Consider the following 24070-nt stretch of genomic DNA (forward strand, 5'->3'; position numbering starts at 1 on the left):
GGTTGAATCGACGAGTTGCTGTTATGCGGCGGCGACGCTCGCCCCTGTCGGCCGCGCCTGCCGCCGGCGCAGCGCATTGCGCGCCACCGCGGCCAGTACGCCGCCGCCGAGCCCGGCCAGCAGCGCCGCCGCCAGCACCAGCACCGGGTTGGGAAACGCCGCGCGCGGCGGCACGTAGGTCTCCCAGGGCGCCGAGGTGTCGTAGGTGTAGCGCGTGCCGAGCCGGCCGAGCAGATCCTCGCGTTCGGCCTTGAGGCCGCGCAGCGTGGTGGTCTTCTCCGACAGCAGCATGTTGCCGAGCAATTGCTGCTCGACGCTGCCGCGGCCTTCGCGTTGCTGCTGCAGCAGGCGGTCGCGCTCTGCCTGGGTCGCGGCGATGTCCGTGGCCAACTCCTGCAGCCGCGCGGTGGCCTGCTGCAGCGGCGCGGCCTGGATGCGCCGGTGCAGCGCCTGCAACTGCGCGATGGTGGCCGTGGCCAGTTGTCGCGCCTGCTGCGGCGATTGCGCGCGCAGGGTCAACTGGATCAGGTTGGCGTACGGGTCGGGATCCAGCTTCAGGCTGTCGCGGTACAGCGCGGCCTGGCGGCTGTCCAGCGCCACGCCGGCGCTGTGCAGCACCTGTTCCTGGAACTGCCGGGTCTTGATCCGGTCGATCACCCGCTGGAACGGCTCCAGCTTGGGGTCGCGCCCGACCGGGGTCGGGCCGAATTCGCCGACCTGTACCCAGGCGGTCGCTTGCCACTGGCGGGTCGCGCCGTGCAGGAACAACGCCGCCAGCGCCAATGCCAGCAGCAGCGGCAGCAGGCACCAGCGCCATTCGCGCCGCAGGATCCGCCACAGGTCGAGCAGGTAGATTTCGTCTTGGGGCATGGCGGTGTCGGTCATGGCAGCGGGGATCTCGGGGAAACGGAAGGCAGGGCCACGTCCGCGGCGGGCTCGCGGCGGTTCGGCAGCAAGGCGCTGCAGGCGTGCAGCAGCAGGCACAGCGCGACGAAGCCGGCATTGGTCCAGGTGAACGCCTGCGGCGCGAACGGCGACATCACGCAGGCGTAGGCGATGCGCAGGAACACCAGCAGGTTGAACAGCGCCACGCCGCGTCCGAGCAGGCGCACGCTCCACAGCAGCGCCGCGTACAGCGCCAGCATCGCTGCCAGCGCGGCACCGGGGCCGCCGGCCAGCAGGAACGGCAGGAACTCGGTGCCGATATTGATGTTCGGCGCATCCAGCGGGATGCCGGTCCCGGCGGTGGCGATGGAACCGCTGAGCGGCACCAGTTGGTTGATCAGGAAACTGGCGTTGGCGTAGCCCTTGCTGAGCAGCGCGCCGAAGTTGTACGGGCCGGCGCCGATGTACAGCAGCAGCCACTTGATGCCCTGCGGCGCGGCCCGGTACAGCGCGCCGAACGGCAGCGCCACCGAATCCAGCGAGCCGGAACGCAGCGTGCCCAACAGCGAGAACGCGGCGGCGCCGGCGCACAGCAGCGCCAGTACCCGTTTCCACGGCAGCGGCCGTGCCGGGTCGCGGCGCAGCAACAGCAACAGGCCGACACTGAATACCGCGGCGAACAGGCGGTTGCGGTCGATCACCAGCACCGGAAAGGCGAAGCCGGCCAGCAGCAGCGCATTGCGCACGCTGCGCTCGCGCACGCACAGCAGGCCGATCGGCGGCAGGATCCAGCACATGTTCGACACATGCCGCACGTGCGCCTGCAGCGGGCTCAGGTCGGCGTAGGCGGAGGGGTTGTGCAGCAACGGGATCGGGAACAGCAGCAGGTCCAGCAGGCAGAACAGCCCCACCGCGGCGGCCAGGCCGAGCGCGACGAAGGCCTCGCGGGTGCCGGCGTACTCGCGCGACCGGAACGCCATCAGCGGCGGCAGGCGGATGCCGAGCAGCGCATCCAGGCCCAGCGTCGCCAGCGCCACGGCGGCCAGCAGTGCGATGCCGGCAAGATAGCCCGGCGGCAGGTCGAAGGTGAGCAGGGTCAGCGCGCAGCTCAGCAGCAGCGGCAGGCCGAAATACGCCGACGGCAGGCGCAGCAGGCGGCTCATCCGCGCTGGGCCAGCGTCGGTTGGCCGCCCTGGCGCAGCCGCGCCAACAGCGACAGCCACGCATGCGTCAGCAGGTGTCCGCCCAGCGCCAGCGGGCTGCGCCGCAGGAACGCGATCTTGGCGGCGATGTAGTGCGCCTGCGCGTGCAGCAGGGTGCGGCAGGCCGGATCGAACAAGCGTGCGCGGCGCAAGGCCACCTGCCGCGACTCGGCCAGGTTGGCCAGGCGGCTGGGCAGATGCCGGGTGCGGCTGGCGTTGTGGTCGTGCACGCGGTAGGCGCAGACCGCCACGTCCAGGAAACCCAGCGCGTCGCGCGCGACCAGGCGCAGGAAGAAGTCCCAGTCCTCGATGCGCAGGCCCTCGTCCCATTCGGCGCCCGGCTGCAGCGCGCTGCGCCGGACCAGCGCCACCGCCCCGCTCACCGCCCAGTGCCGGATCACCGCGCGGCGGATGCCGGCCTCGCTCAGGTACAGGCGTTTGTCCACGCCGTGCAGGTCGCGCATGCTGCTCTGGTGCACGGTGCGGCCCTGGATGTCGACCACGATGGCGTCGCCGATCACCGCGGCCTTGTGCGGATGCGCGCCCAGGTAGGCCACCTGCACACCCAGCCCGCCGGGCAACAGGTAATCGTCGCTGGCACCCAGGCGCAGGAACTCGCCGCGCGCCATCGCCACCAGGTGGTTGAGCGTGGCGGCGATGCCGAGGTTCTCGCGCGGCCAGAAGCGCACGTGCAATCTGTCGCCGTGCTGCGCGATCCACTCGGCGATGCGCTCGGCGGTGCCGTCGCTGGACCCGTCGTCGACGATCACCAGCTCCTTGTTCGGGTACGGGTCCTCCAGCACGCTGTCCAGGCAGCGCTGCACGAAATGCGCGTGGTTGTAGGCCGGAATCAGCACCGACACCAGCGGCAGCGTCGTCGGGGTATACGTTGCGTCCATCAGCCTAGTCCTCGCAGGTAGCGGCGCACCACCAGCATGTTGAACGCCAGGTACAGCGCGTAGTTGCAGGCGAACGCGTAGACCGCGCCGATCAGGCCCATGCGCTCGGTGAACAGCACCACCAGGCCGAGGTAGCTGGCGGCGAACAGGCATTCGGAGAGCACGAACAGCCGCGTCATCGCCTTGGCCAGCATCAGGTAGGACAGCACGAAGGAGGCGATCTTGAGCACGTCGCCGAGCAGCTGCGGCGCGTACAGCGGCAGCGCGGCGGCGAAATCGGCCGAGAACAGCAGCCGGGTGATCCAGTCGCGGCACAGGTACACCGCCGCCGCGGCGAGGAGCACCGCCGGCAGCACGTAGCGGTAGGCACCGCGCAGTTCCTGCCACAGCGCCTGCCGCGTATGCAACGCCGCTAGCTTTGGCAGGTAGTAGACGTTGATGGCGGTGGTGAAGAACAGCAGATAGGCATCGGACACGCGGCTCACCGCCTGCCAATAACCGACCTGCTGCCAGCCGAACTGGCCAGCCAGATGATCGCGCACGCCGATGTTGACCAGCAGCGGCAGCAGCGCCGAGGCCAGGGTCATGACCGAGAAGCCGGCCAATCGCCGCACCATCGCCGGGTCGAAACGGATGCGCAGCATCTCGCGACGAAAGTACGGGCTGCGTCGCAGCGCCGGGACGCCGGCGCACAGCCAGGCCACCTGCCCCAGCACCAGGCCCAGCAGCGCCCCGGACAGGCCCATGCCGTGCGCCAGCGCGGCCACCAGCAGCACGCTCAGCACCGCACCGGCGACTTGGACGAAGGCCAGCCGGCGCACGTCCATGAAGCCGTTGACCACCGCCAGGATGTAGTTGGCCAGCGCAATGCCGAGCTGCGCCACCGCCAGCACGCAGATCAGCGGCTGGTACTGCGCATCGCCGAGCAGGCGCTCGGCGATCAGGCGGCTGCACAGCAGCGCGGCCACGCCCATCGCGACCGCAGCGACGCAGGCGTAGCCGAGTGCGCTGCCGAGCAGCCGGGCCAGTGCGGGTGCATCGTCGCGGTACTCGGCCACGTACTTCACCACGCCAGCGCCGATGCCGCCGCCGGCCACCACCGCCAGCAGCGACATCAGGCTGGTGAACTGGCCGAGCCGGGCCACCCCGGCCGGGCCGGCGTACACCGCCACCAGCTTCAGCACCAGCAACGCGGACAGCAGCTTGGCCGCGGTGGCCACGCCGCTGTACACGCCGCTGCGCAGCACGTTCATGCCGCCACACCCCCGAAACGCTGGCAGGCATCGATCACCTGCGCCACGGCAGCAGCGTCCAGCGTCGGGCCGGTCGGCAGGCTCAACACCTCGGCGCCCAAGCGCTCGCACAGCGGCAACTGCAGGGTGGCCAGTTCCGGATAGGCCGGCTGCCGATGCGGCGGCGTCGGATAATGCACCAGGCAGTGCACGCCCTGAGCCTGCAGATGCCGTTGCAGCGCGTCGCGCTGCGCGCAGCGCACCACGAACAGGTGCCACGCATGCGCCGCCGGGTCGGCCACCTGCGGCACGGCGATCTGCGGATGCGCAATGCCGTCGAGATAGCGCTGGGCGATCGCGCGGCGCGCGGCGATATCGGCATCCAGGTAGCGCAGCTTGACCCGCAACAGCGCCGCCTGCAGCTCGTCCAGGCGCGAGTTCACGCCCTGCACGAGATGCCGGTACTTGATATCCGAGCCGTAGTTGCGCAGCACGCGGAGCTGCGCCGCAAGTTCGTCGTCGTCGGTGGTCACGGCGCCGGCGTCGCCCAACGCGCCCAGGTTCTTGCCGGGGAAGAAGCTGAAGCCGGCGGCGTCGCCGAAGCTGCCCGCATGGCGGCCGTCGCGGCGCGCGCCATGCGCCTGCGCGGCATCCTCGAGCAGCAGCACCCCATGGCGATCGGCGATGGCACGCAGTGCTGCCATGTCGGCCAGCTGCCCATACAGGTGCACCGCCAGGATCGCCCTGGTGCGCGGGCCGATCGCCCGCTCCACCTGCGCCGGATCCAGATTGAAGCTGGCCGCCTCCGGCTCCAGCGGCACTGGCCGCAGCCGGTTCTCGCTGATCGCCAGGAAGCTGGCGATGAAGGTGTTGCCCGGCACCAGCACCTCGTCGCCTTCGTGCAGCCGGCCCAGCGCACGGTAGCCGCGCAGGATCAGGGTCAGCGCGTCCATGCCGTTGCCGACGCCGACGGCGTGGGCCGTGCCGCAGTACGCGGCGAACTCGCGCTCGAACGCCTCCAGCTCCTCGCCGAGCACATACCAGCCCGAATCGATCACCCGTGCCGCTGCGGCCTTGAGCTCGTCGGCATAGCGCGCGTTGCTTGCCCGCAGATCCAGGAACGGCACGCTGGCCGGCGGCAGGCTCATTGCAACTCCCAACGGTAGAAATCGTGAACCACCGCGCGCGCGCCGAAGCGCTCCTTCTGCTCGACCAGGCCGGCATTGAGCACCTGGCCCTGCTGCTCGGTGGAAATGCCCAGGCTGAGGAAGTCGCGCTGGGCGTAGACCTGCTCGATCAGCTCGGCCAGCAGCAGGCTCAGCGCATCGGCGCGGCGGCCCTGCTCCGAGCAGGCCAGGTATTGGGTGTGGACGACGTGGCCGAAGTCGTACACCAGCGTGCCGGCCAGCAGGTCGCCGCCGTCGCGGACTTCATACGGCACGATCTGCGCCGGGAAGCGCGCGCACAGCAGGCGCAGTTCGTCCAGGCTGTGGGTCGGACGCGCGTCGTGGCGTTGCAGGACCTCGCCCAGCAGCGCATGCAGCGGCGCCGGGTCGTCCACACGCTGCACGTGCAGCCCAGCACGGCGTGCCTTGGCCACCGAGCGCTTGCGTGCGGCAGCGAAGCGCGGCGGCACGCGCAGCGGCACCGCGGAGGACAGGTCGCGACGGTAGAGGCACGCATCCAACCGATGCAGCGCGTACAGATCCTCCTCCGCCGGGCTGCGGTGAAACAGATGCGGCACGGCCTTGTACAGCAGCGAGCGCACGCCAGCGGCGCGGTAATGCGCCGCGATGCGCTCGAACACTTCCAGCGTCGCCGTTGCGCGCAGCGCGTGGGTCGACACCAGACCGGCATAGCTGAGCCCGGCATGGCTGGTCACCACGTCGCCGTCGCGGTTGGCCGGGAACACCGCCACCGGCGTGCCGGCATCCTCGACCAGCAAGGAGGCATCGACGAAGCGCGCCGCGTGATAGTCCATGTAGCCGCGCCGGTGCAGCAGATTGCCGTTGCGCGAGGCCTCCACCACGGCATCCCACAGCGGTGCGTCGGCCGCGGTGTAGCCCCTAACCGACAGCATCGTCATCCTCCCAGACGGTGCCAACGGGCAGCACCACCTCGGCCACGCCGAAGCCGTCGCGGCCCATGTCGTTGCCGTTGTAGAACAGCAGCAGCCGCGCGTCGTGGCGGATCAGCGCCGGGTAGCACAGCGTGCGCGCATCCCAGCCCTCGGCCGATAGCGGCAGGCCCAGCGCCGCGTCGCAGCGCTGCCAGTGGCGGCCGTCGTCGCTGACCGCCATGCCGGGCAGATAGGCGTCGCCGCGGCTGCCGTGGGTGAACAGCATCAGGTAGCGGCCATCGCATCGGTACACCCGCGGGCGGCCGATGCGGTATTCGTCGCCTTGCGGTTGCAGGCAGACGGTGTCCTGCCGCGGGACCGCCTGCAGGTCGTCGGTCTCCACGCAGCGGATGTGGTAGCGCGGATACGGCGTGCCGCCGAGCCATTCCCAGTCGTCGCCCACCGCGTACCAGAGCTGCCAGCGGCCAGCGCGATAGTGCGCCGAATGCACCGCGGCGATGGTGCTGCGGCCCGGCGCGCGGTCCAGCAGCGGCGTGTCCTGGCGGCGCTGGAACGTGTCGCCGCCGTCGGTGGACACCGCCAGGCCGGTGAAGGCCAGGAACTTGGCCTTCGCCACCTGCTGGAAGCCGACGTAGAACATGTAGAGACCGTCCGGCCCGTGCACCACGTCGCCGAGGATCATGCCGTTGTCGTCGAAACAGCCGGCGCGGCCGATATCCAGTACGGGGGCTGCGCTGACGCCCAGCACCCGGGTCGGATCGTCGGCGCGCACGTCGACGTAACCGATGCGGCTGACCCCGGCGTCGTCGCGAAAGCCGGCGTAGATGCGCAGACGCTCGGCATCCAGGCGCAGCGGCGTCGGCGTCAGCGCCGAATGCCGCATCCAGCCGCCGACGCCATCGCGTGCGGTATCGAAGACTAGACCACGTTTGTGCCAGGCGAACATGTGCCTCACAGGTCCACGTCGAAGCTGGACTTGCCGGCCACCGCCCGCGCCGGCGCACCGACGTAGACGCGTCCCGGCTCGGTGTCGCGGGTCAGCAGCGCGCCGGCGCCGATCACGTTGTCGGCGGCCACCTTGACCCGGTCGCTCAGCGTGGCGTTGACCCCGACGAAGCTGCCCGCGCCGATCTCGCAGTAGCCGGAAATCACCGCATGCGAGGCCACGAACACGTGGTCATGGATCACCGTGCGGTGGCCGACGTGGTTGCCGCTCCACAGGATGCAGTTGGCGCCGATGCGGGTGAACGGCTGCAGCACGTTGTGCTCGAACACGAAGCAGTGCTCGCCCAGTTCCACGTTGCGCCAGACGAAGGCCTGCGAACTGACGTAGCTGGCCATGCGGTAGCCGCGGCGCTTGGCGTCCAGGTAGAAGCGCGTGCGCAACCGGTTGAGGCCGCTGGCGGGAATCGCCACGAACACCTCCACCTGCGACGGCGGATAGCGTTGCTCGAGTTTCTCGTAGGCCACCACCGGCAGGCCGGCCAGGGTCGGCGTGGACAGGTAGTCGCGCTCCACGCTGAAGGCCAGCACGGCGTAGTCGCTGTCGTGGGTGAAGTATTCGCAGGCGATCTGCGCCAGTTCGCCAGCGCCGACGATGACCAGGGGACGTGCCATGGCTTCAGGCCTCCTGGCGGCGCAGGCCCGCGGCTTCGCGCAGGAACTCGTCGTAGTCGAAGATGTAGTCGGTGGGATCGTAGGCCTGATCGGCGAGCACCATCAGCACGCAGTCCTCGCTGAAGTCGTAGAGATCGCGCCAGACCATGCTGCCGAGCAGCAGGCCCTGCCGCGGATCGTCCAGCACCACCTGCATCGGGCCATTGCCGTCGTCGAGCAGGAACGACACCGAACCGTGCAGCGCCACCGCCAACTGGTTGAGATGGCGGTGCGCGTGCTGGCCGCGGTGCACGCCGTTGCGGGTGGCGAACAGGTAGTACACGCGGCGGATGTCGAAAGGCACGTCGCGCTGTTGTTCCAGCGCCACGAGCTGCCCGCGCGCATCGCCGTGCGTCCGCAACTGGATTCGTTCGATTGCCATCAGAGTGCCCGACCGGGCTCCACATCGGAGTGTCCAGGCTGAGTGCCGCGGGTCTGCGGAAAGGTTGCGCGAGGCCGACGCGACGCGCGACGCAACCTTTCGCCGCAGCGCCGGCACCCATCGACGACCACCGCTGCCGCGATGCCCCGCCGGCATCGGGCTGCGCCCCACTTCGTTGCCCCAAGGACACCGCGTACCGCCATGACCTCGCCCACGCTGGCCGCTCCGAAACCACCTGTGTCCCCCGCTGCCGCATCGGCCGCGTTGCCGCGGCCGATGGTGTGGCTGCACTGGCTCACCGTACTGTGCCTGGTGCTGGCGGCGGGGCTGATCCTGCTGCGCGAAGAGATCGAAGGCCGCATGTGGCGGCAGTGGCTGCTGGAAGGCCACCGCCACTTCGGTCTGTTCGTGCTCGGCCTGTTCTGCCTGCGCGTCGTGCTGCGGATGCGCCTGGGCAAGCGCCACGGCCCGGAGGCCGGTTCGGCGCTGATGCGCCTGCTGGCCGGCGCCACCCACGTGGTGATGTACGCGCTGCTGCTGACCCTGCCGGTGCTGGGCTGGGCGCTCAGCCAATCGATGGGCAAACCGGTGCATCTGTTCGGCGCGACGCTGCCGGAGCTGGTCGCGCCCGATCCCGATCTCGCCGACACCCTGGGCGCCTGGCACGTGGACGCGGCCTGGCTGCTGCTCGGCCTGATCCTGCTGCACATCGGCGCGGCGCTGTGGCACCACCTCGTCCGCCGCGACGCGGTGCTGCAACGGATGCTGCCGTTCCTGCGCCGCCGCTGAGCCGCGTCTCCCTTCCCCGTTAGCGTCCGTCGCCGCCCCCACCCGCCCGCCAAAGGACTTTCCGCATGCACCAGGCCCCGTCGTCCCCCTCCACCTTCTCCCGCAGCGACAGGACGCGCGGCGCCGAGCAGGCGCTGCTGTGGTCGGCGCTCGGTTCGCTGCTGCTGGTGCTGAGCCCGCGCGCGGCCGCGGTGCCGGCATTCGCGCGGCAGACCGGCTCGTCCTGCGCCGACTGCCACATCGGCGCCTACGGCCCGGCGCTGACCCCGTACGGCATGCGCTTCAAGCTCGGCGGCTACACCGACAGCGACGGCAACGGCACCAAGATCCCGGTCTCCGCCCAGCTCACCGCCACCCGCAGCGTGCCGGCGCGCGGCGAGAGCCGCACCCGCTTCAGCGAAGCCGACCTGTACCTGGCCGGACGCATCACCGACAACGTCGGCGGCTACGTCAAGGTCGCCAGGACCAACAACGGCAAGAACGACTACACCACGCGCCTGGACAACGTGGACCTGCGCGCGGTGGTCAAGAGCTTCCAGCTCGGCGGCAAGGACACCCTGCTCGGCGTCAGTGTCAACAACAATCCCGGCAGCCAGGATCCGATCGGCATGCTGCCCAACGCCTCCGGCCTGGGTCCGGCCTCGGCCTATGCCAGTTCGACCACCCTGCTCAACCAGTCGTCGCTGTCCAACCGGGTGATCGGCACCAGCGTCTACGGCCTGTACGACCGCAACTGGTACGGCGAGGTCGGCACCTACACCGCCTTGCCGGTGTCGACCCAGGACGATCTCGGCTACGCCATCGGCGGCGATCCGGGCAAGCTCAGCGACACCGGCTACCTGCGCCTGAGCTACATGAAGGACCTCAAGCGGCAGTTCTTCTCCGCCGGCGTGGTCGCGCTGACCACGCGCCGGCAACTGCCGCGCAGCACCGGCCCGCGCGACGACTTCACCGACCTCGGCTACGACCTCAACTACCAGTTCCTGGGCACCCGCGAGCACATCCTCAGGCTCGGCTACCTCAACATCTACGAGCGCCGCCGCTACGGCAGCGCACTGATCGACCCGAGCAACCCGGCCCTGGCCGGCCCGCGCCGGGCCAGCGTGCGCGACCAGTCGATCAGCCTCAACTACACCTACAAGCAGAGCTACAGCCTGCTGCTGGCGCACTTCATCAACACCGGCTCGGACGATCCATTCCGTTACCGCCCGTACGGCGCACCGGACACCACCAGCAACCTGATCAGCGCCTCGTGGGCGCCGTTCGGCAAGGACGACAGCTATTCGTCGATCTCCAACCTGCGCCTGTCCGCGACCTGGTTCCGTTTCAGCAAGTTCAACGGCAGCACCGGCAACGTGTTCGGGGCCACCCCGGTCACCCGCCCGCGCGACCTCAACCAGTTCGCGCTGAGCCTGAGCCTCGCTTTCTGATTCCCCCGCACGGAGCTTCCCCCATGAAACGCACCCATGCCCTCTCCCTGTGCACCCTGCTGGCCGGCCTGCTGCCGCTGGCCGCCGCGGTGGCGCCGTCCGCCCAGGCCGCCGGCGGCATGCCCGGCGCCGGCGTGTTCGCCAGCGAATGCGCCGAATGCCACAGCGCCGCGCCGGCCAAGAACAAGAAGGGCCCGACCCTGTTCGGCGTGGCCGGGCGCCGCGCCGGCAGCGTGCCGGACTACGCCTACTCCGACGCGATGAAGCAGAGCCAGTGGACCTGGAGCGACGACAAGCTGCGCAGCTACCTCTCGCAACCGGCGTCCAAGGCCCTGCCCGGCGGCAAGATGAAGTACGACGGCCTGGACGATGCCAAGCAGTTGCAGGACCTCATCGCCTACCTGCACAGCCTGCATTGAACTGGCTGCCCGATCCGGTCATATTCGGCGCCCGACGGGCCGGCCAGCGTGCCGCGCCCGTGCCCGATTCCTGACCTGCGAGCATCGAGTCACCGTGCGTTTTTTGCCTGCCGTCCGCGGTGCCTCGTCCCGGCCACCCGCCGTCGCCCAGCGTTGCAGGACGGGCACCGCGGCCCGGCGGTCAGCGCATCCGTGCGCCGGCGCGGCGCTGGCCCTGGCGCTGGCCGCCCTGCACGCCCCGGTGGCGACGGCCGGCGACATCGGCGGCGCCGCCGGGATCAGCTCGCAATTGGTCGACCGCGGCATCGCCGTGACCCGCGCGACCCCGACCTTGCAGGGCGCGCTGTTCTGGCTGCCGGCGCCGGGCTGGTCGCTGAGCGGCTCGGCCAGCGTGGCGCTGGACGCGCCGGGCACGGTGCTGATGAGCAGCCTCGGCCTGTCGCGCAGTTGGACCGTGTCCGACAGCTGGCAACTGCAGGCCGAGGCGCTGCTGTACCGCTACCCCGGCGCGCGCGCCAACCGCCTGTTCAACCGCGACGAGGTCAGCCTGGGCTGGAGCTACCGCGACCGCCTGAGCCTGTCGCTGGCCGCCTTCCGCATGCCCGACAGCGGCCTGCAGCAGCGCTGGTACGGGGCGCTGGACCTGACCGCGCACCAGCCGCTGACCGGCCCGCTGTCGCTGTCGATGGGCGCCGGCGTCAGCCAGGCGCCGCCGACCCTGTACGGACTGGACTACACGGCGCACTATCGCTACGGCCACGCCGGGCTGATCTGGAACGCCGGGCGCTGGAGCCTGGAGGTAGACCGTGTGTTCAGCAACGCCCGCACCGGCTATGCCGACCGCGGCCTGTGGCCGTGGGTGGCCAGCGTCTCCCGCAGCTTCTGAGGCCAGCGCAACCTTTCCGTGCCGCCCCGGCACATACCGGTGCCCGTTGCCACACCTGCCCCCATGAACGACACCGACCTGCTCGGCGATGCCACCGACCGCATGCTGCTCCGGCGCATGGCCGCCAGCGACCGCGAGGCGCTGACCCGCCTGTACCGCGCCTACCACGGGCGCCTGTGCCGGTTCCTTTCGCGGCTGACCCGGCGCCCGGACATCATCGAGGAAGCGATCAACGACTGCTTCTGGATCGTCTGGCAGAAGGCCGGCGACTTCCGCGGCGATTCGCAGGTCTCGACCTGGATCATGGGCATCGCCTACCGCTGCGGGCTCAAGGCGATCCGCCACCACAGCGACGACGCCATCGACGACGGCGTGGCCGCCGAGGACCACGCCGCGGCGGCCGACCCGGACGAGGACCGCGAGCTGCGCGACTGGCTGGGCAAGGGCCTGGAACGCCTGTCGGCCGACCAGCGCCTGGTGGTGGAACTGGTCTACGGCCTCGGCCACAAGCTGGAAGAGGTCGCCGCGATCATGCAGTGCCCGGTGGGCACCATCAAAGCCCGGTTGTTCCATGCCCGGGTCAAACTTCGCAACGTGTTGCCGGGATTGGCCGGCGATGCGTCCACGCTGACGGAGAGCGCGTGATGAAAACGGGCTTCAACGAGCCGGGCAACGAGTGCGCGCATGCCTGGGACCTGATGCCGTGGGTGCTGCAGGACAGCGCCACGGAAGCCGAAAACGAGTGGCTGGTCGCGCACCTGGCCAAGTGCCGGCACTGCAGCGCCGAGTTCGCCCAGCAGAGCCGCCTGCGCATGGCCATGACCCTGCCCAGCGACGTGCCGGTGGATGCCGAAGCCGGGCTGCAGCGCCTGCTGCAGCGCCTGGACACGCCGGTTCCGCAGGCGCCGCCGCAGCGCGGCCGCGCCAGCTGGACCACGCGGGCGCTGGTCGCCGCCGCGCTGCTGCAGGCGGTGGGCCTGGGCGTGCTGGGCATGCGCCTGTCCGCCGAGCACGAGCGCAGCACCGCCTACCGCACCCTCAGCGATGCCGCGCAGCCGCTGGCGGCCGACGCGATCCGGGTGGTGCCGGACGCGCGCATGACCCTGGCCGACTGGGACGCGCTGTTGCGCAAGCTGCAGCTGCGGGTGGTCGGCGGCCCCAACGCCGCCGGCGCCTACACCGTGGTGCCGACCCAGGCCGGGTCGCCGGCGCAGCCGCAGCGCAGCGTGCAGCAGTTGCGCGCCACCGCCGGCATCCGCCTGGCGGAGCCGATCGCCGCGCCATGAAGCTGCGTCTCGTCAGCCTGCTCCTCGCCTGCCTGGGCCTGGGCGCCTGCGCCCATGCCGCGCCGGCGGCCGTCGCCGATCCGGCGCCCGCCACGGACGCCAAGGCGCCCAGCCTGGATCCGTCGCCGGCGCTGGACAGCCAGCGCCAGATCGTCCTCGCCGTGGCCAACCCGATGGCCGCGCCGAGCCGCCACGCCGGCTCCAACCTGCTCGGCTACGCCTCCGCCCGCTACTACGGCGCCGGCACCCAGGCGGTCGCCACCCTGGACGCGCTGAACAAGCGCTACGGCCTGCGCCAGGTCGCCGGCTGGCCGATCAAGGCGCTGGGGCTGTACTGCGTGGTGCTGGAGCCGGCGCCGGGCAGCGACCGCGCCGCGCTGCTGGCGCAACTGGCCAAGGACGACCGGGTGGCGCTGTCGCAGCCGCTGCAGGACTTCGGCACCTATTCGACCGACAGCCAGGCTGCGGCCGCACCGGCGCAGCCGCTGCGCTACAACGATCCCTACGTGGACATGCAGCGCGGCTTCGCCGCGACCAACGCGGCCACCGCGCAGGCGCTGAGCCAGGGCCAGGGCGTGGACGTGGCGATCGTCGACACCGGCGTGGACACCGCGCACCCGGACCTGCGCGGGCGCCTGCGCAACACCCGCGACCTGGTCGCCGCCGACCCGGGCGCGTTCAACCGCGACCACCACGGCACCGAGGTCGCCGGCATCATCGCCGCCGGCAGCAACAACCACCTGGGCATCGTCGGCATCGCGCCGAAGGCGATGCTCGACGTGTACAAGGCCTGCTGGTATCCGCAGCGCCCCGGCGCCGGCGCCGGCTGCAACTCCTTCACCCTGGCCAAGGCGCTGGCGGCGATCGGCGACACCCGCACCCGCATCGTCAATCTCAGCCTCGGCGGCCCGGCCGACCCGCTGCTGCGCAAGCTGCTGGAACAGCTGCTGCGCGATGGCCGCATCGTGGTCGCGGCAATGCCGCCCAACGGCCGCCTGGACGGGTTTCCCGACGGCATTCCCGGGGTGATCGTGGTGCGCAGCAGCGCCACCGCCCCGGCGCCGGCGGGCGTGCTCAGCGCGCCGGGCGAGGACATCCTCACCACCCAGCCCAACGGTGGTTACGACTTCACTTCCGGCTCGTCGATGGCCACTGCCCACGTCAGCGGCGTGGTCGCGCTGCTGCTGGCACTGGCCCCGCAACTGGACGCGCGCAGCGTGCACGACCTGCTGCTGCGCACCAGCCGCACGCGCGACGGCCTATTGCAGGTCGACGCCGCCGCCGCGGTACAGGCGTTGCCGCGCAGCGCGCCCCTCGCCCGCTGAAGACCTCCATGCGTTCCTGGATCCCGCTCTGGTTGCACCGGCTCGGCGCGCCGCCGACCTTCTACCGCGTGGCCGGCGCGGTGCGCCCGTGGAGTCTGGCCGCGGCCGTGCTGCTCGGCGCCGTGGCCTGTTACGGCGGGCTGGTGCTGGCGCCGCCGGATTACCAGCAGCATGACGCCTACCGCATCATGTTCGTGCACGTGCCATGCGCGTGGATGAGCCTGTTCGTCTACGCCGCGATGGGGGTGGCCGGCCTGGTCGCGCTGGTGTGGCGGGTGAAACTGGCGGAAATCGCCTGCATGGCCTCGGCGCCGATCGGCGCGGCCTTCACCTTCGTCACCCTGTGCACCGGCTCGCTGTGGGGCCGGCCGATGTGGGGCACCTGGTGGACCTGGGACGCGCGGCTGACCTCGGAACTGGTGTTGCTGTTCCTGTATCTGGGCGTGATCGGCCTGCACCGTGCCATCGACGATCCGCGCCAGGGCGCGCGCGCCGCCGCGCTGCTGGCGCTGGTCGGACTGATCAACCTGCCGATCGTGCATTACTCGGTGGTGTGGTGGAACACCCTGCACCAGGGCTCCACGGTGCGCGTGCTGGGCCCGTCGAAGATGCCGCTGTCGATGCTGTGGCCGCTGCTGACCTGCGTGGTCGCCAGCAAGTGCTACTACGTCGCCAGCCTGTGCGGGCGCATGCGCACCGACCTGCTGGCGCTGGAGCGCGGCAAGGCCTGGGTGCGTGCGATCGCGTTGCAGGCCGCGCCGGTGCCGGCGATGCCCGCCGATGTCGTGCCGCTGCCCGCGGAACACGCGGCATGAGCGGGTTCTGGGCGATGGGCGGCTACGCCGTCTACGTGTGGAGCGCGTACGCACTGGCCTTGCTGGTGCTGATTCTGGACAGCCTGCTGCCGCGCCGCCGCCAGCGCCGCCTGCTCGCCGGCATCCGTGCGCAAGTGGCGCGCGAACAGGCACGCCGTGTCCGCGGCAACGTTGCGACCAACGGAGCGCGCGATGCATCCCACCCGTAAGCGCCGCCTGCTGCTGGTGCTGCTGTTGCTCGGCGCCGCGGCGCTGGCCACCGGCCTGTTCGTGCTGGCCCTGCAGCACAACGTCAGCTACCTGTTCACCCCCAGCCAGGTGCAGGCCGGCGCGGCCAGGGACTACCGGGTGTTCCGGCTCGGCGGCATGGTCAAGGCCGGCTCGATCACGCGCAGCGCCGATGCGCTGCAGGTGCAGTTCACCGTGATCGACAAGGCCGGCGCCACCGCGGTCGCCTACACCGGCATCCTGCCCGACCTGTTCCGCGACAACCAGGCAGTGATCGCCACCGGCTCGATGCAGGGTGCGCGCTTCGTCGCCACCGAGGTGCTGGCCAAGCACGACGAGACCTACATGCCGCAGGAACTGAAGGACGCGATGGCGCAGGCGCATGCCGAGCGCGCCCACGTCGGCAACACCGCGGCGGCCGCTGCAGCGACGGCACGGCCATGAGGCCGATCGCGCCCCACCGCGCCGGGAACGACGCGCGATGAGCGCCGAACTCGGCCAGTGCGCGCTGATCCTGGCCCTGCTGCTGGCATTGGTGCAGGCCGTATTGCCGCTGCTCGGTGCCTGGCGCGGCCAGCGCGCCTGGATGGCGGTGGCGCGGCCGGCCGCCTACGCCCAGGCCGGCTTCGCCTGGCTGGCCTTCTGCCTGCTCGGCTACGTGTTGCTGCAGTTGGATTTCTCGGTGCGCTACGTCGCCGCCAACGCCAACCTGGCGCAGCCCTGGTACTACCGGCTGGCCGCGGTGTGGGGCGCGCACGAAGGCTCGCTGCTGCTGTGGATCGCCATCCTCAACCTGTGGACGGTGGCGCTGGCGCGCAGCGGCCGGCACTTGCCGGAGGCGTTCGCCGCGCGCGTACTCGGCGTGCTCGGGCTGATCTCCAGCGGCTTCCTGGCCTTCGTCCTGTTCACCTCCAATCCGTTCGTGCGGCTCTCACCGATGCCGCGCGACGGCAGCGAGCTCAATCCGGTGTTGCAGGACCCGGGCATGGTGTTGCATCCACCGGTGCTGTACACCGGCTATGTCGGCTTCTCGGTGGCCTTCGCCTTCGCCATCGCCGCCCTGCTCGGCGGCGAACAGCAGCAGGCCTGGGTGCGCTGGGCGCGGCCGTGGACCAATGTCGCCTGGGGCTTCCTCAGCGCCGGCATCGTCGCCGGCAGCTGGTGGGCCTACGCCGAACTGGGCTGGGGCGGCTGGTGGTTCTGGGATCCGGTGGAGAACGCCAGCTTCATGCCGTGGCTGGTCGGCGCGGCGCTGATCCACACCCAGGCGGTCACCGAGAAGCGCGGCGCGCTCGGCGCCTGGACCCTGCTGCTGTCGATCCTGGCGTTCTCGCTGTCGTTGCTGGGCACCTTCCTGGTGCGCTCGGGCGTGCTGACCTCGGTACACGCCTTCGCCGCCGACCCGCGCCGCGGCCTGTACATCCTCGGCTTCCTGGTGCTGGTGGTCGGCGGCTCGTTGCTGCTGTACGCACTGCGCGCGCCCCGCCTGGCCGCGGGCAAGCCGTTCGCCGCGCTGTCGCGGGAGACCGCGATCCTGGTCGGCAACCTGATGCTCAGCGTGGCCGCGGCGATGGTGCTGCTGGGCACGCTGTTCCCGCTGCTCGGCGATGCGCTGCGGCTGGGCAAGATCTCGGTCGGGCCGCCCTACTTCGGCCTGCTGTTCCCGCTGCTGATGCTGCCGGTGGTGCTGCTGTTGCCGTTCGGTCCCTACCTGCGCTGGGGCCGCACCGAACCCGGCGCACTGCGCGCGGTGGCCGCGCGCGCCGGGCTGGCCGCACTGGCCTGCGCGCTGCTGGCGTGGCTGCTGAGCGCGGGCACGCTGCGCGCGGTGGCCGGCGTCGCCGCCGCGGTCTGGGTCGGCGTCGGCACCGCGCTGTATGCGCTGACCCGCTGGCGCAGCGCGCCGCGTGGCAGCCGCTTCCCCGCCGAACTGGCCGGCATGCTGCTCGCGCATGCCGGGGTCGCGGTGTTCGTGGCCGGCGTGCTGCTGTCGGACAGCCTGTCGGTGGAACGCGATGTGCGCCTGGATCCCGGCCAGAGCGCGCAGATCGGCGCGCACAGCTTTCGCTTCGATGGCGTGCAGTTGATCGATGGCCCCAACTGGAAGGCCGAACAAGGCACGGTGAGCGTGCTGCGCGACGGCGCCGTGGTGGCGGTGCTGCATCCGCAGAAGCGTCTATACAGCAGCGAGCGGATCCAGACCGAGGCGGCGATCGACGCCGGTGTGCTGCGCGACCTGTATGTCGCCCTCGGCGAGCCGGTCGACGACCAGCACATCGAATACGGCTGGACTCTGCGCCTGTACGACAAGCCCTTCATCCGCTGGATCTGGGCCGGCGGCCTGCTGATGATGCTCGGCGGTTTCGTCAGCGCCGGCGCGCGCCGCTTGCGTGCGCAGCCGGCTGCGACAAGCGCTACCGCGCCGGCCGCGCTCGCCGGAGCCGCGCCATGAGCCGGCTGCTGCCGCTGGCCGCGTTCGCGCTGCTGGCCGCGCTGTTCGGATTCGGCCTGTGGTGGAGCCGCAGCCACGACCCGCGCGAGGTCCCTTCGCCGCTGCTGGGCAAGCCGGTGCCGGCGTTCGCGCTGCCGCGCCTGGACCGTCCGGACCTGCGCAGCGGCAGCCAGGAACTGCGCGGCCGCCCGTATCTGCTCAACGTGTTCGGCAGTTGGTGCATGGCCTGCAGCGAGGAGCATCCGCTGCTGATGGCGCAGGCCCGGCAACTCGGTGTGCCCCTGGTCGGCTACGCCTACCGCGACGCGCCGCACGACACCGCCGCCTGGCTGGCGCAGCGCGGCAATCCGTATGCGCTGGTGCTGGTGGACGCCGACGGCCAGCAGGCGATCGACCTGGGTGTGTACGGCGCGCCGGAGACCTTCCTGATCGATGCCGACGGCGTGGTCCGCTACAAGCACGTCGGCGTACTGACGCCGCAGGTGCTGGCCGACGAACTGCGTCCGGCGATTGCCGCGCTCAAGGGAGCACGTCGATGAGCGTGCTGGTCGCACGGACGCGCAGGCGCACGCCGTGGTGGCGACTGTTGGTGCTGCTGTGGCTATTGGGCGGTGCAGTGCCGGCCTTCGCCCAGGCAGTGGACCCACTCCCCTTCAAGGACCGCGCGCAGGAACAGCGCTTCCAGCACCTGACCGCGCAGTTGCGCTGCCTGGTGTGCCAAAACGAGAACCTGGCCGACTCCGACGCGACGCTGGCGCGCGACCTGCGCCACCAGGTGTTCGCGCAACTGCAGGCCGGGCGCAGCGATGCGCAGATCAAGCAATACATGGTCGATCGCTACTCGGCCTTCGTGCTGTACGACCCGCCGCTGGCGCCGGGCACCTGGCTGCTGTGGTTCGGGCCGGCGCTGTTGCTGCTGGGCGGCGCCGCGATGGTGCTGGCGACGCTGCGGCAACGCCGCCGCGCCCTTGGCGCCGTCACGACGGAAGCGGAGGACGCCTGGTGACGCACGGCTTTCTGCTCGCCGCCGCCGCGATGCTGGGCATTGCCCTGTTCGCGGTGTTGCGCCCGTTGCTCGTCCAGCGTTCCGGCGCAGGTCGGCAACGCGGCGTCGCGCTGCTGCTTGCGCTGCTGCTGCCGTTGCTGGGGGCCGGCCTGTACTGGCGCGTCGGCACACCTACGGCCCTGGCCGGCGTCCCGCTGCAACCGCTGCCGCCGCCCGCGCCGGACCAGACCGCGCAACTGCTGCAAGGCTGGCTGCAGCAGGCCTGGGATGCGCAGCAGGCGCAGCGCCCGCACGAAGCGCAGCAGGCCTATGCGCAGGCGCTGCGGATCGCCCCGGACAACGTCGAGGCCCTGCTCGGCTGGGCCGAGACCGACATGGCGCAACGCGCCGATCTCACGGTGGGCAGCGCCGCACGCGCCATGCTCGACCGGGTGCTGGCGCAGCAGCCGGACAACCAGCGCGCGTTATGGATGCACGGCATCGCCGCCTTCCAGCAGCAGCGCTATGCCGATGCGGCCGGCGACTGGCACCATCTGTCTACCTTGCTGCCGGCGTCGTCGCCACTGCGCGAGGCGGTGACGCAGAAGATCGCCGCTGCAGAAGCGATGGTCACCACGCCCGTCCCAGCGGCTAGCACCGAGCCGCGTTGAAATCGTCGCATCGACCGAATGGACGCCGGCGGTCCGTTCAAACGAAATAGTCCAGGGTCTGCTTCAACGTGTCCGCCGTGAACGGCCTGACGAGGTACGCGCTCACTCCGGCCTCGCGGATTGAGATAATTTTCTCGCTGCGATCGTCCATTACTAGCATCACGAACGGCGTGTCTTTCAGTCCTGCGTCGTAGCGAACCCACTGCAACAACTCTAGGCCGCTCATCGGCTCCGTATTTGCGTCGGCAATGACCAAATCAATCCGTTGCGCGCGCATTGCCGCCAGCGCTGCCTCGCCATCGCTCACTTCCACCACGTCCTCGTAGCCGAGCTGGCGCAATAGATGGCGAGTGATGCGCCGCATCGTTCGGTTTTCATCGACTATCAAAATCTTCATGACATGCACCCGTTTGGTAAATGGCGTTGTCGATGGTGCAGAAGTCCGGCGGACACCGCCATCGTCAACTGGCTGGTCGCCCGTGCATATGCGCCGCACGTGCGCATCAGCGAGGCGCGATCACGGGACACGCAACGATGCATCCCTGCCCGGCGGCGTACCGCGACCTCTGTGTTGCCGCATTCGCTACCGGGACGGTGTTCACTCCACATTTGCGCCGCAATAATAAGAATGAGTATCATTAACCAACTGCCATCCACCACCGTCGCCACGCGCTGCCTCGCTGCCCAGCCGGTGCCTTTACCACGGGCCTGCATGTCTTCTTCCACTTCGCTTCGCGATCCTGACGCTTCGGCCAAGCCGCCAGGGCGCACCTGGCCGCCCTGGCTGAGCGTGCTGGCGCGGACCCTGGCCGCGATCGTCGGCGGCTATGCGCTGGCCGCGGCCACCTCCGTGCTGCTGCCGATGCTGTGGCCATCGGTGCGTGCGCAGGCGGTGTTGAGCGGCATGATGCTGGGCATCCTGGTCTGCGCCTGCACCGCGCTGTGGGCGTTCGCCGCGCGCAGCGCCGGGCGCGCCTGGCTGGGCGTCGCCGCGCTGCTGGCGCCGATGGCGCTGGCCATCGCCTGGCTGCAGCAGCACGCGCCATGAAGCAGGGATTCCGCCAATCGATGGCCTGGCTGCACACCTGGAGCGGCCTGCTGGTGTCGTGGGTGCTGCTGCTGATCTTCATGGCCGGCACCGCCAGCTATTTCCGCAACGAGATCAGTCAGTGGATGCGTCCGGAGCTGCCGCGTGCGCAGCCGAGTACCGACGTGGTCGCCGCCCGCGCGGTGGCGCTGCTGCAGCGCGAGGCGCCACGGTCGCCGCAGTGGTTCGTGTCGCTGGCCAACCCGCGCGCGCCGTTCACCGACCTGTTCTGGCGCAATCCGCCGCCGGCCGACGGCACCCGCCCGAGCCGCAAGGAACTGTTCGGCAACGCACTGCTCGACCCGGTCAGCGGCGAGGCCAGCCAGACCCGCGAGACCCGCGGCGGCGACTTCTTCTACCGCCTGCACTTCGACCTGCACTACATCCCGGCGCTGTGGGCGCGCTACATCGTGGGCTTCTGCGCGATGTTCATGCTGGTGGCGATCATCAGCGGCGTGATCACCCACAAGAAGATCTTCAAGGACTTCTTCACCTTCCGCCCGGCCAAGGGCCAGCGCTCGTGGCTGGACTTCCACAATGCCAGCGCGGTGCTCGCCCTGCCCTACCACGCGATGATCACCTACACCGGGCTGGTCACGCTGATGTTGATGTACCTGCCCTGGGGCATCCAGACCGCCTATCCCGACGCCGAGCAGGCGTTCTATGCCGAAGCGTTCCAGGAGCCGCAGAACCTGCGCGAGGCCAGCGGCACGCCGGGGCACATGCTGCCGATCGCGCAACTGCTGGACGTGGCCCGCCGCGAATGGGGCGCGCAGGCGCCGATCGCCGGCTTCACCGTGTACAACGCCGGCGACGCCGCCGCGGCCATCCAGATCCGTCAGGGCGACGGCCAGCGCCTGGGCTACAGCACACCGTCGCTGCTGCTGGACGCGGCAAGCGGGCAGATCCTCGGCCGCAGCGGCGAACTCGGCGCCGCCGCGGAAACCCGCAGCACCCTGTACGGCCTGCATCTGGCGCACTTCGCCGGTCCCTGGCTGCGCTGGCTGTTCTTCGGCTGCGGCCTGCTCGGCTGCCTGATGGTGGCCAGCGGCGCGATCCTGTGGGCGGTCAAGGAGCGGCCCAAGCACGCCAAGGCCGGCCGCATCGGCCTGGGCCTGCGTCTGGTCGACGCGCTCAACATCGGCACCGTGGCCGGGCTGCCGATCGCCTTCGCCGCCTATTTCTGGGGCAACCGGCTGCTGCCGCTGCACCTGGAATCGCGCCCGGAAAGCGAAGCGGCGGTGTTCTTCCTGGCCTGGGCCACGGCCCTGGTCGCCGCGCAGGTGTGGCCGAAGCGCGCGATGTGGGCCTGGCAACTGTACGCGGGCGCGGCACTGTTCGGCCTGCTGCCGCTGCTCAACGCCGTCACCACCGATGCGCACCTGGGGGTGAGCCTGCTGGCCGGCGACTGGGCGCTGGCCGGATTCGACCTGGTCTGCCTGTTCCTCGGTATCGCGCTGGCGCTGGCCGCGCGGCGCATGCAGCGCTGGCAACCGCCGCTGTCGGCGGCCGAACGCCGCGCCCGCGACCGCGGCGGATCCGGCAAGCCGGTCCTGGCAACGGAGGGCGCATGACCGTCCTCGGCCTGTGCCTGGCTTTCTCCGGCTTCGTCGCGCTGTGCCTGGGCATGGAGAAACACCAGCTCGACCTGTACGGCGCACGCCGCGCCGCCGCGCCGCGGATGCGGCAACTGCAGGCCGCCGGCTGGCTGCTGCTGGGCACGGCGTTCGCCTGCTGCGTGGCCGCGCGGGGCTGGGGCATCGGCCCGGTGCTGTGGGTGGGCTCGCTCAGCGCCAGCGCGGCGCTGCTGACCCTGGGCCTGCTGCCGTACCGGCCGCGGCTGATCGTGCCGCTGGCGTTGCTGGCGCCGCCGCTGGGCGTGGGCGCGGCCCTATTAGGCTAGACGACCCGCCTCGCTCAGCGGTCGGCGGTCAGCGTCGGCGGCCGCAGTTCCGCGGCGGTGCGCGCGCCGGCGAACACCAGCACCAGCCCCGCCGCCAGGGTGATCGCCAGGTACAGCGGCACCATGCCGAGGCGGCCGTTGCGCACGAACACCATGCTTTCCATCATCAGAGAGGAGAACGTGGTCAGCCCGCCGACCAGGCCGACGATCAGCAGCGCCCGCCAGTACGGCGCGCTGGCGCCGCGGCCCTCGATCCACACCAGCAGGAAACCGCCGACGAAGGCGCCGGCCAGGTTCACCGCCAGCGTGCCCCACGGGAAGCCGGCGCCGTAGCGCTGCAGCAGCGCACTGCCCACCGCGAAACGCAGACCGGAGCCGACCGCACCGCCGGCCATCGCCAGCAGCAATTGCTGCCACCACAGGGTCAGGTTCATGCGCGCCTCCGCGAAACGAACGCGGGAACGGCAGCAGAAAAACGAGAGGGAACGGGCATCGGATTCTCCACAAGGACGATGCCGGGGCGCACGCCTGCCACCCCGGCGGGGGTTGGGCAGGCATCATCAGCGCGCAATGCTGCGCGCGGTTCGAGGAGGAATGCCATCTCCTGTACGCCGATTATGAAGCCGATCGCCCGGCCTTGTCAGCCCGCGCCTGTTCGCGCGCGGCGCGCAGGCGGTCCAGCTTGTCCTTGAGCTTGATCTCCAGGCCGCGCTCCACCGGCCGGTAGTACACGCGCTCGCCCATCGCATCGGGAAAGCCAGTCTGGTCCAGGGCGATGCCGCCTTCGGCATCGTGGTCGTACTGGTAATCCGCACCGTAACCCAGGGTCTTCATCAGCTTGGTCGGCGCGTTGCGCAGATGCAGCGGCACCTCCTGGGTGCCGGTCTCGCGCACTTCGGCCTTGGCCTGGTTGAACGCGGCATAGCCGGCATTCGACTTGGCAGTGCTGGCCAGGTACAACACCAGTTGCGCGAAGGCCAGTTCGCCTTCGGGGCTGCCCAGGCGCTCGTAGATATCCCAGGCTTCCAGCGCCATCGACTGCGCGCGCGGATCGGCCAGGCCGATGTCCTCGATCGCCATGCGGGTCAGCCGCCGCGCGAGGTAGGACGGATCGCAGCCGCCATCGAGCATGCGCGTGAGCCAATACAGCGCCGCATCCGGATTGGAGCTGCGTACCGACTTGTGCAACGCCGAGATCTGGTCGTAGAACTGCTCGCCGCCCTTGTCGAAGCGGCGGGTGCGGTCCGCCAGCACCTGCTGCAGGGTCTGCGCGGTGATCTCGCCGCCCTCGTCCTGGGCCAGTTCGGCGGCGATTTCCAGCAGGGTCAGCGCGCGCCGCACGTCGCCATCGGCGGCGCCTGCGATCTCCAGCAGCGCCGCATCGGACACCTGCAACGGCTCGGCGCCGAGCCCGCGTTCGGGATCGTGCAGCGCCCGCTGCAGCGCCTCGGCGATGTC

Annotated in this window: 28 protein-coding genes, 1 pseudogene and 1 riboswitch; of the genes and pseudogenes, 17 read left to right on the top strand and 12 right to left on the bottom strand. The window is 70.6% G+C overall.

The window, feature by feature from the left end; genetic code table 11:
* Positions 1–21: 21 nt before the first annotated feature.
* The 9 genes from CEK65_RS07755 to CEK65_RS07795 are packed head-to-tail and all read right to left on the bottom strand — an operon-like array spanning position 22 to position 8336.
* Positions 22–870: a Wzz/FepE/Etk N-terminal domain-containing protein gene (locus tag CEK65_RS07755; protein WP_152181321.1), complete on the bottom strand. Its 849-nt coding sequence runs from the start codon at positions 868–870 to the stop codon at positions 22–24.
* Between the two features lie 11 nt (positions 871–881).
* Positions 882–2048: a hypothetical protein gene (locus CEK65_RS07760; RefSeq protein WP_152181322.1), complete on the bottom strand. Its 1167-nt coding sequence runs from the start codon at positions 2046–2048 to the stop codon at positions 882–884.
* Entirely contained in the window at positions 2045–2986 is a 942-nt protein-coding gene (locus tag CEK65_RS07765; RefSeq protein WP_152181323.1) for a glycosyltransferase, read from the bottom strand. The genes CEK65_RS07760 and CEK65_RS07765 overlap by 4 nt, the downstream gene beginning before the upstream one ends.
* On the bottom strand, positions 2986–4239 hold the full coding sequence (locus CEK65_RS07770) for an O-antigen translocase (RefSeq protein ID WP_152181324.1): 1254 nt from the start codon (positions 4237–4239) through the stop codon (positions 2986–2988). The genes CEK65_RS07765 and CEK65_RS07770 overlap by 1 nt, the downstream gene beginning before the upstream one ends.
* Positions 4236–5366 carry a DegT/DnrJ/EryC1/StrS family aminotransferase gene (locus tag CEK65_RS07775; protein WP_152181325.1) on the bottom strand — a complete coding sequence of 377 codons (1131 nt, stop codon included), beginning with the start codon at positions 5364–5366 and terminating at the stop codon, positions 4236–4238. Before CEK65_RS07775 ends, CEK65_RS07770 begins: the two co-directional genes overlap by 4 nt.
* Positions 5363–6298 carry a GNAT family N-acetyltransferase gene (locus CEK65_RS07780; protein ID WP_152181326.1) on the bottom strand — a complete coding sequence of 312 codons (936 nt, stop codon included), beginning with the start codon at positions 6296–6298 and terminating at the stop codon, positions 5363–5365. The genes CEK65_RS07775 and CEK65_RS07780 overlap by 4 nt, the downstream gene beginning before the upstream one ends.
* Positions 6285–7244, bottom strand: coding sequence for a hypothetical protein (locus CEK65_RS07785; RefSeq protein ID WP_152181327.1), 960 nt, complete (start codon positions 7242–7244; stop codon positions 6285–6287). The genes CEK65_RS07780 and CEK65_RS07785 overlap by 14 nt, the downstream gene beginning before the upstream one ends.
* A gap of 5 nt (positions 7245–7249) precedes the next feature.
* The gene (locus CEK65_RS07790; RefSeq protein WP_152181328.1) at positions 7250–7915 is read right to left on the bottom strand and encodes an acetyltransferase; all 666 of its coding nucleotides are present in this window, start codon (positions 7913–7915) and stop codon (positions 7250–7252) included.
* A 4-nt stretch (positions 7916–7919) separates the two neighbouring features.
* Positions 7920–8336 carry an FdtA/QdtA family cupin domain-containing protein gene (locus CEK65_RS07795; protein ID WP_150409103.1) on the bottom strand — a complete coding sequence of 139 codons (417 nt, stop codon included), beginning with the start codon at positions 8334–8336 and terminating at the stop codon, positions 7920–7922.
* A gap of 276 nt (positions 8337–8612) precedes the next feature.
* On the opposite strand from CEK65_RS07795, the gene CEK65_RS07800 reads away from it, so the two are divergent.
* The 14 genes from CEK65_RS07800 (at position 8613) to CEK65_RS07865 (ending at position 19622) form a co-directional block, all read left to right on the top strand.
* Entirely contained in the window at positions 8613–9125 is a 513-nt protein-coding gene (locus CEK65_RS07800) for a cytochrome b/b6 domain-containing protein (RefSeq protein WP_152181345.1), read from the top strand.
* Between the two features lie 65 nt (positions 9126–9190).
* Entirely contained in the window at positions 9191–10555 is a 1365-nt protein-coding gene (locus CEK65_RS07805) for a cytochrome C (RefSeq protein WP_152181329.1), read from the top strand.
* Between the two features lie 23 nt (positions 10556–10578).
* Positions 10579–10974, top strand: coding sequence for a c-type cytochrome (locus CEK65_RS07810; RefSeq protein WP_152181330.1), 396 nt, complete (start codon positions 10579–10581; stop codon positions 10972–10974).
* A 241-nt stretch (positions 10975–11215) separates the two neighbouring features.
* Complete coding sequence (locus CEK65_RS07815; protein ID WP_226980510.1) at positions 11216–11860, top strand: hypothetical protein; 645 nt, start codon at positions 11216–11218, stop codon at positions 11858–11860.
* 63 nt (positions 11861–11923) lie between these two features.
* A complete protein-coding gene (locus CEK65_RS07820; protein ID WP_017913785.1) occupies positions 11924–12505 on the top strand; it encodes a sigma-70 family RNA polymerase sigma factor in 582 nt (193 codons plus the stop codon).
* Entirely contained in the window at positions 12505–13146 is a 642-nt protein-coding gene (locus tag CEK65_RS07825; RefSeq protein WP_152181331.1) for a zf-HC2 domain-containing protein, read from the top strand. Before CEK65_RS07820 ends, CEK65_RS07825 begins: the two co-directional genes overlap by 1 nt.
* A complete protein-coding gene (locus tag CEK65_RS07830; protein ID WP_152181332.1) occupies positions 13143–14471 on the top strand; it encodes a S8 family serine peptidase in 1329 nt (442 codons plus the stop codon). Before CEK65_RS07825 ends, CEK65_RS07830 begins: the two co-directional genes overlap by 4 nt.
* 8 nt (positions 14472–14479) lie before the next feature.
* On the top strand, positions 14480–15286 hold the full coding sequence (locus tag CEK65_RS07835; protein ID WP_152181333.1) for a heme ABC transporter permease: 807 nt from the start codon (positions 14480–14482) through the stop codon (positions 15284–15286).
* Positions 15283–15495 carry a heme exporter protein CcmD gene (gene ccmD / locus CEK65_RS07840; RefSeq protein ID WP_152181334.1) on the top strand — a complete coding sequence of 71 codons (213 nt, stop codon included), beginning with the start codon at positions 15283–15285 and terminating at the stop codon, positions 15493–15495. The genes CEK65_RS07835 and ccmD overlap by 4 nt, the downstream gene beginning before the upstream one ends.
* Entirely contained in the window at positions 15479–15958 is a 480-nt protein-coding gene (gene ccmE / locus CEK65_RS07845) for a cytochrome c maturation protein CcmE (protein WP_017914417.1), read from the top strand. The genes ccmD and ccmE overlap by 17 nt, the downstream gene beginning before the upstream one ends.
* A gap of 37 nt (positions 15959–15995) precedes the next feature.
* The gene (locus CEK65_RS07850; protein WP_152181335.1) at positions 15996–17966 is read left to right on the top strand and encodes a heme lyase CcmF/NrfE family subunit; all 1971 of its coding nucleotides are present in this window, start codon (positions 15996–15998) and stop codon (positions 17964–17966) included.
* The gene (locus tag CEK65_RS07855; protein ID WP_152181336.1) at positions 17963–18505 is read left to right on the top strand and encodes a DsbE family thiol:disulfide interchange protein; all 543 of its coding nucleotides are present in this window, start codon (positions 17963–17965) and stop codon (positions 18503–18505) included. Before CEK65_RS07850 ends, CEK65_RS07855 begins: the two co-directional genes overlap by 4 nt.
* A complete protein-coding gene (locus CEK65_RS07860) occupies positions 18502–18972 on the top strand; it encodes a cytochrome c-type biogenesis protein (RefSeq protein WP_017915625.1) in 471 nt (156 codons plus the stop codon). Before CEK65_RS07855 ends, CEK65_RS07860 begins: the two co-directional genes overlap by 4 nt.
* Entirely contained in the window at positions 18969–19622 is a 654-nt protein-coding gene (locus CEK65_RS07865; RefSeq protein WP_152181337.1) for a tetratricopeptide repeat protein, read from the top strand. Before CEK65_RS07860 ends, CEK65_RS07865 begins: the two co-directional genes overlap by 4 nt.
* Before the next feature lie 37 nt (positions 19623–19659).
* Here CEK65_RS07865 and CEK65_RS07870 read toward each other — a convergent pair whose 3' ends face one another.
* Positions 19660–20019: a response regulator gene (locus CEK65_RS07870; RefSeq protein WP_152181338.1), complete on the bottom strand. Its 360-nt coding sequence runs from the start codon at positions 20017–20019 to the stop codon at positions 19660–19662.
* Positions 20020–20334: 315 nt separating this feature from the next.
* Here CEK65_RS07870 and CEK65_RS07875 point away from each other — a divergent pair, with 315 nt between their 5' ends.
* From CEK65_RS07875 to CEK65_RS07885, 3 genes are read left to right on the top strand one after another with little or no spacing between them, the layout of a single operon-like run.
* Positions 20335–20670, top strand: a complete 336-nt coding sequence (locus CEK65_RS07875; protein ID WP_226980511.1) for a DUF3649 domain-containing protein — start codon at positions 20335–20337, stop codon at positions 20668–20670.
* Complete coding sequence (locus tag CEK65_RS07880) at positions 20667–22283, top strand: PepSY-associated TM helix domain-containing protein (protein ID WP_152181339.1); 1617 nt, start codon at positions 20667–20669, stop codon at positions 22281–22283. Before CEK65_RS07875 ends, CEK65_RS07880 begins: the two co-directional genes overlap by 4 nt.
* A complete protein-coding gene (locus tag CEK65_RS07885) occupies positions 22280–22612 on the top strand; it encodes a DUF3325 domain-containing protein (RefSeq protein WP_017915620.1) in 333 nt (110 codons plus the stop codon). Before CEK65_RS07880 ends, CEK65_RS07885 begins: the two co-directional genes overlap by 4 nt.
* Positions 22613–22626: 14 nt before the next feature.
* Here CEK65_RS07885 and crcB read toward each other — a convergent pair whose 3' ends face one another.
* Together crcB and CEK65_RS07895 are read right to left on the bottom strand one after the other, a co-directional pair.
* Positions 22627–23046 (bottom strand): fluoride efflux transporter CrcB, encoded by a 420-nt coding sequence (crcB, locus tag CEK65_RS07890; protein ID WP_152181340.1) that lies wholly within the window; start codon positions 23044–23046, stop codon positions 22627–22629.
* A 110-nt stretch (positions 23047–23156) separates the two neighbouring features.
* Positions 23157–23226, bottom strand: a riboswitch (Fluoride riboswitch).
* 1 nt (position 23227) lies between these two features.
* Positions 23228–24070, bottom strand: a pseudogene (locus tag CEK65_RS07895) (recombination factor protein RarA); the annotation flags it as partial.

It is taken from the genome of Xanthomonas sp. LMG 12459 (assembly GCF_009192905.1).
GTDB lineage: Bacteria > Pseudomonadota > Gammaproteobacteria > Xanthomonadales > Xanthomonadaceae > Xanthomonas_A > Xanthomonas_A sontii.